This is a genomic window from Sinobaca sp. H24 (genome assembly GCF_023845525.1).
The window spans coordinates 1-5,474 of the sequence record NZ_JALBWT010000080.1 but is presented as its reverse complement, the minus strand read 5'-3'; the positions used below and the strand labels follow the sequence as shown (position 1 = coordinate 5,474).

General features: G+C 42.8%; 6 protein-coding genes and 2 pseudogenes. All 8 read right to left on the bottom strand.

Translation table 11 applies throughout. The features are described from left to right. The coding region (locus MMY81_RS32945) for an AI-2E family transporter (protein ID WP_252316135.1) at positions 1-374 on the bottom strand (374 nt) is incomplete at its 3' end. Between the two features lie 108 nt (positions 375-482). Further along, complete coding sequence (locus tag MMY81_RS32940) at positions 483-1,076, bottom strand: substrate-binding domain-containing protein (protein WP_252316136.1); 594 nt, start codon at positions 1,074-1,076, stop codon at positions 483-485. Then, on the bottom strand, positions 967-1,458 hold the full coding sequence (locus MMY81_RS32935) for a LacI family DNA-binding transcriptional regulator (protein WP_252316134.1): 492 nt from the start codon (positions 1,456-1,458) through the stop codon (positions 967-969). The genes MMY81_RS32940 and MMY81_RS32935 overlap by 110 nt, the downstream gene beginning before the upstream one ends. Positions 1,459-1,545: 87 nt before the next feature. Continuing rightward, a pseudogene (locus MMY81_RS36165) lies at positions 1,546-2,436 on the bottom strand (fumarylacetoacetate hydrolase family protein). Then, on the bottom strand, positions 2,433-3,044 hold the full coding sequence (locus MMY81_RS32920) for an NAD(P)H-dependent oxidoreductase (protein ID WP_252316131.1): 612 nt from the start codon (positions 3,042-3,044) through the stop codon (positions 2,433-2,435). Before MMY81_RS32920 ends, MMY81_RS36165 begins: the two are co-directional and overlap by 4 nt. After that, entirely contained in the window at positions 2,981-4,114 is a 1,134-nt protein-coding gene (locus tag MMY81_RS32915) for an EAL domain-containing protein (protein ID WP_252316130.1), read from the bottom strand. The genes MMY81_RS32920 and MMY81_RS32915 overlap by 64 nt, the downstream gene beginning before the upstream one ends. Before the next feature lie 98 nt (positions 4,115-4,212). Next, the gene (gene meaB / locus MMY81_RS32910; RefSeq protein ID WP_374563456.1) at positions 4,213-5,235 is read right to left on the bottom strand and encodes a methylmalonyl Co-A mutase-associated GTPase MeaB; all 1,023 of its coding nucleotides are present in this window, start codon (positions 5,233-5,235) and stop codon (positions 4,213-4,215) included. 13 nt (positions 5,236-5,248) lie between these two features. Further along, positions 5,249-5,474, bottom strand: a pseudogene (locus tag MMY81_RS32905) (methylmalonyl-CoA mutase); the annotation flags it as partial.

Genomic DNA, 5,474 nt, shown 5'->3' with positions numbered 1-5,474 from the left:
TGAAACCATGGCTGCTGCGAGACAGTATTAAGCAGCTGCTGAGCTTCGTCTACAAATGTAGGGATTCCTTCAATCAGGCTTGCAACCTGATTTTGAATGATCGGCCCAACGAAGTACACGAGACCCGTAAGAATGCCTGCAAAAACAAATACAAATAAGTATAGGACAGACCCCTGGGCAGTTTTTTTTGATAATAAATTAACAATGGGACGGAAAATATAAAACAGTACTCCTGCTATTAATATAGGAGCAAATAATGTAGATACTAAAATAACAATAGGTGCGAAGATAAAATCAATTAACGTCCCCAGAAAAATAATTAAAAATGCAAGCAAAATTCCATAACCGATATTAAAATACTTGCCTTTAGGCATTGTACCACCACTATTCTAAGATTTTTACTACTTTATTGTATCATAATCTTTCAGAATTCCGCCCTGCTTCATGAACCGCACAGGATTTTCTTGTAATTATTTTATGGCCTACAATTTTTGGAAAGAAGGTCCGCTGGTGTTTTCCATTTCAAAACAAATTGCTCTTACCGCCTGTTTTCCTAATTCCGCAATATCAATATCCACCGTTGTTAACGGAGGAGACGCTAAAGAGGCAATAAGTACATTATTAAAACTGATAATGGATATCTGATCCGGTACGGCAACATGCTGCTCCTGGAGGAAATGAATGATTTCCAACGCCATCATGTCGTCCGCTGCTATTACAGCTGTAGGCTGTTCTTTCATATTCAATAAAGACTGGACGGCTGTTCTTCCGCCGTTTTGGCTGCCTGCGTTTTTTAATATAAGTTCCTGATCTACAGGGAGACCGGCTTTATGAAGCGCAGCTTTGTATCCTTTTTCATGGTCAGCCGTAACCTCATAATCTTCTCTGCCGCCTATAAACGCGATACGTTCGTGTCCAAGAGAACACAGATAGGATGCAGCTTCATATCCGGCCTTTGCATTATCGTTATTTACAAAAGATGCTCTCGGGAAAGGAGACGGACTGCCAACTACTGTATAGGGAAATCTCACTTTTTCGAGATAGCTGCGCAGCCTGTCTTCTTTTTGCGAATACAAAATAATAACTCCATCCACCATACGGTTTTCCACCATTTTTTTTTATTTCTGCCAGCTTTTCTTCTTCAGTCTGGCTGGTTGTTATATAAAGACCCTCTCCTTTTTTGGAAGCATATGTACTTACTGCTTTTAAGATTTCCGGAAAAAACAAATTCTCAAAGGAGGACCCCGCATCATTAGGCATGACAATTCCAATCGTATTCGTTTTCCGCCCCGCCAGACGTCTTGCGTGGAGGTTGGGCACGTAGCCCATTTCTGTCATTGCCCGGCGCACTTTTGCTTTTGTTTTATCACTAATGCTCGGATGACTGGATAGTACTCTTGATACAGTAGAAGGCGCAACGCCTGCTTTTTCCGCTACATCCTTTATCGTAACTCCCATGATGTTCTCCTTTTTTATAAATCTCAACATAAAAAGACAAAGTATGTGCACTTTGTCTTTTGCCTCTATCTATTCTCATACCCATTATCAGTATATGGTAACTTTATTCGTTAGTTTCCCAAGCTCATCAGCCGATATTGTAATTTCATCCCCGTGTTTTCAGAAATCTCGGGGGCTTAAAACCTTTCCCTACGCCCGACGGTGTTCCGGTTGCAATTATGTCTCCCGGATATAATGTCATTCCGGCGGAAAGCGTAGAAATTAAATTTTTAACAGAAAAAATCATTTTATTCATCGAGGATTCCTGACGCAGCCCGCCATTTACGTACGTTCTAAGAATGGGAGAGAATGTTTCCCAGTCCTTGTTCAGCAGCACAAACGGCCCGAGCGGACAGAAAGTGTCCATGCTTTTGCCTAAAAAGAATTGTTTATGCCGGGCCTGAATATCCCTGGCTGTTATGTCGTTTAAAAGAGTGAAGCCAAAAACGTGATTCAGCGCCTCGTTTTCAGGAATCTTTTTCCCCTTTTTTCCGATAATAACGGCAATTTCTCCTTCATAGTCAAGTTCCCGTGTCACTTCTTCATCTGCTTCTACGGCTTCATTCATCCCAACAATAGAGGTGGGCGGCTTTGTAAAAATAATCGGATACTCCGGAATATCCGCTGAACTTCCCATTTCTACTGGCGTGCTCTGCATAATTTTTTCCTACACACATAATATTTCTTTTCGGATAAATAGGCGGAAGGATAGAAGAAGACTCCAAAGGGACCATATCAAGTGCTGCTTTGTAGCATGTGCCACTTTTCCAACTCTTCCAGTTTACCTGGACGGTATTCATGCCATTCTATAGCTTCTTCCATCGTAAGCGGTCCGGAAAGAGCCGATCGTGATATTATCTCTTCCAGGCCGGCTATGTGCTCTTCGATAATGAGCCCCAGTGCCGGGGATTCATTTTTTTTGTAGGATATCAGTTTCACAAGTTTGCCCTCCTCGTTATATCATCTGCAAATTGGACAGCGTGGGCAGACGCTAAACTTCGTTTCTTTTCTCTATCCTGTTCAGAACAGTCAATCACATTTCCCAGATGAAAAAAAGGAAGACCCTGGAATCCGCAGAAAGAGAGGATATGCTGCTGCCAGTTGTCTTCCGTTAATTTTTTTAAACCGGATTGACGGAACTCCTCTTCAGGTGTGCCGGTGGTATAAATAAAAGTAATCGGCTTTTCATTCATTAACGGGACAGGTTCTTCTCCTTCCAGTTCATATGCAAATTTAAAGGACAAAACCCTGTCCAGAAATCCTTTGCCGGCTGCCGGGAAGCTCCCCCACCATAATGGGAACAAGGTAATAATGCCATCAGCTTCTCTTATATGCTGATGTTCTCTTTGAATATCGATAGAGTATTTCCCCTCAATCGATGCTTTATACTCCTTTTTGGAAAGAGAAAAAACGGACAGGTCTTCTTCCGGACGCCGAATTTCTATACTATGGCCCGCTTCGAGCAGGTCCTTTTTCATTCGGTTTAAAAGAGATCCGTTAAAACTATCTGTATCCGGATGAAAATACCAGATAAGAATGGAAGCCACATATATCCTTCCTTTCTATTTTCTTGCTGTCGTGAACGATTTTCCCATTGGATAATCCGACGGTCTGCCAATATAATACCCTGAGCCAGATCAAAACCAAGCTGCTTTACGACTTCGAGTTCTTCTTTTCTTTCAATACCTTCTGCGAGCATTTTTATGTTATGAATTTCCGCTCTTTTCAGCATCTGTTTGAGCTTTTCCTGCTTTTCTTCATTCTGGTCACAGTAAGAAATCAGGCTGCGGTCTACTTTGCCATAATCAGGCTTTAGTTGTTCAAGCATTTCCACTGTAGCAAACCCTGAACCTAAATCGTCGAGCGCTACATTAACTCCATACTGCTGGTATGTTTTGAAAATGTTCTGCAGGTGGGCCACATTATGAATTTTTTCTGTTTCCACTACTTCAAAAACCAGGTCGGACGGATCGACTCCATGTTCCTTTACCACTTTGAATGTTGATTTTAAACAATGATTAGGATCATAAATAGACGACGGAAGAAAATTAATAAATCGTTTCGTCCCCTGGTCAAGGTGGCGGGCGCTATGTTCAATGGAAGACATTCTTGCCTGACTATCGAGTACAGACTGAAGGTCTGCTTTTTGTGCATAGTCAAACAACTCTCCAGGATAGAAAGAATATGCACTGCTGTCAGGCCTCATTAGAAATTCCTGGCCCATTACTTCTGAGCTATGTAAATTAATAATCGGCTGCATGTGATGCGTAAACAAACCCTCGTTAATAATCTTTAAATATGAAGGTTTTGATATTCTCACTTTAAGCACAGCTAGATCGAGCATATGCCCAAATACGGAGGCGCTGTTTTTCCAGGTCCCTTTTACGGAAACACCGCTTTCTTTTAAATCAGCTTCAAGGCTGTCGACCATACGAACCGCTTCTTCCAAGCTGTAAAAAGGAACATGGATTGTTTTTCCTTCCTGCTCAGGCTCTGCGCCTCTATCTCTTAAATGTTTTATAATTAAATCCCTGCCGCCGGCTTCTGCTGCTGTAAATAAAAAAGTGCCGTTTTCTTCCAGAGAAGGAATCATGCCGCATTTTGAACAACTTGTCATATTACTGCCTCCCAACCGTTTTTTATTTAGGTGATATTATTTATTATACATCGAAAAAATGAATATGTGAAACTAAAGAACCAGTTCTTTGGATCTAATTATTTTTCCTTTTTCTGCTGAATCTGCCTATACTCTTCCATCAGCTCTTGAATTGCTTTGCGCAGCGGTTTTTCCCCATCCTGTACTAGTTTTTTGTTTTGGGCAAAATGCTCCTGCAGCTGTTCGTTTTGATAAAAAGAAGAAGTTAATTCATCGATCATCAACCGCTCCATCCATTCTGACACCTGTTCCCGGCGGCGCTGGTCAAAATGACCATTCCCTTTCATGGTTTGTTTAAAAGACTGGATAACGTTCCAGATATTGTCCATACCTTCCCCGGTTAAGGCCGAAACGGTGTAGGCTTTGGTCTCCCAGCCTGGTGAAGCCTGCTGCAGAAAATGAAGCAGGCGGTTATATTCAGCTTTAGCCAGTTCAGCCGGCTGCTTATTGCTTCCGTCCGCTTTATTAATAAAAACGGCATCCGCTATTTCCATTAAGCCCTTTTTGATGCCCTGCAGCTCATCTCCGCCGCCTGTGAGCATTAATACCATAAAGAAATCCACGAGGGATCGTACTGTTAATTCACTTTGACCTACGCCGACGGTTTCGATAATAATCACATCATACCCGGCAGCCTCACATACGAGCATCGTTTCGCGTGTTTTTTTAGCCACCCCGCCCAGATTTCCTCCGGTAGGAGAAGGGCGCACATAGGCATCAGGATGCTTTGAGAGCCTGCCCATTCTTGTTTTGTCTCCAAGAATGCTGCCCCTGTTCACACTCGATGATGGATCCACAGCCAGGACGGCTACCTTAAACCCGCTTTCGCACAACTGCATTCCCAGTTCTTCAATCAGCGTGCTTTTTCCGGCTCCGGGTACTCCGGTAATACCAATACGAATCGATTTTCCAGTATAGGGCATCAGCTGTTCAAGTACACTCTGGGCATCTTCAAAATGCTTTGCTGCACTGCTTTCAATAAGCGTAATAGTTTGTGCTATCGAAGCCCGGTGACCCTTCCTGACTCCTTCAACATGCTGGGAGGGAGTTAATTTCTTCTTTTGTGTACTGCCCATCCTCATCCTTCCTTTCGGACTATGCTTCCCTAAGCCTGGACTGCACTTCCTCTACCACCTGCTTTGCAGCTGCCGGAATAACGGTTCCCGGACCAAATACAGCGGCTGCTCCTGCTTCCTTCAGGCCTTTATAATCCTGGGAGGGAATGACGCCTCCTACGATTACCACAATATCTTCTCTTCCCTCTTTTTTTAATTCGTTCATTACTTTAGGAAGAATTGTTTTATGACCTCCGGCTAATGAA

Coding starts and splice junctions, on each gene's coding strand:
- meaB (WP_374563456.1), bottom strand. CDS start 5,235: ATGAGGATGGGCAGTACACAAAAGAAGAAATTAACTCCCTCCCAGCAT.
- MMY81_RS32915 (WP_252316130.1), bottom strand. CDS start 4,114: ATGACAAGTTGTTCAAAATGCGGCATGATTCCTTCTCTGGAAGAAAAC.
- MMY81_RS32935 (WP_252316134.1), bottom strand. CDS start 1,458: ATGGGAGTTACGATAAAGGATGTAGCGGAAAAAGCAGGCGTTGCGCCT.